The sequence below is a fragment of the Desulfocucumis palustris genome (genome assembly GCF_002933875.1).
GTDB lineage: Bacteria > Bacillota > Desulfotomaculia > Desulfotomaculales > Desulfocucumaceae > Desulfocucumis > Desulfocucumis palustris.
In genome coordinates this window covers 1-499 of record NZ_BFAV01000063.1, presented here as the reverse complement: position 1 = coordinate 499, position 499 = coordinate 1, and the positions used below count along the sequence as shown (strand labels likewise).

The following is a 499-nucleotide window of genomic DNA, read 5'->3' as shown; positions in this document are numbered from 1 at the left end:
ACCTCCATCTTGCAAACCTGTTTAGTTTTGAGGGACCGGGGGACTATAGCTCAGTTGGTTAGAGCGCACGCCTGATAAGCGTGAGGTCGATGGTTCAAATCCATCTAGTCCCACCACCCATTAGTCGTCTAATAACGACGACTAAAAAAATGCACCTTGAAAACTTCACAGCGAGAAATAACAAGATCGCAAAAGCGTCTTGGGACACCAACTGCGGTAAGCAGCAATGCAAACGGCAGGGAAGTGCTCACAAGAAAAGACTTAGGCAAAAGCGAGAACCAGCGGGCTGTAAAGAAGCAGCATGGCGCGAAAGACGCGTACGGGCGGAGCGGAGCGTATATGAATACGTGAGCACCGGACGGACGCGGCTGACAGAGCCAGGCGCAGCTTATCACAGCACGCGAAAAGGTCAAGCTACAAAGAGCATACGGCGGATGCCTAGGCGCAATGGGCCGATGAAGGACGTGGTAAGCTGCGAAAAGTCACGGTGAGCCGCAAG

Annotated in this window: 1 tRNA gene and 1 rRNA gene; both read left to right on the top strand. The window is 52.7% G+C overall.

The window, feature by feature from the left end:
- Positions 1-39 precede the first annotated feature (39 nt).
- Positions 40-116 (top strand) — tRNA-Ile (locus DCCM_RS04950).
- Between the two features lie 291 nt (positions 117-407).
- A 23S ribosomal RNA gene (locus tag DCCM_RS04945) occupies positions 408-499 on the top strand; the annotation flags it as partial.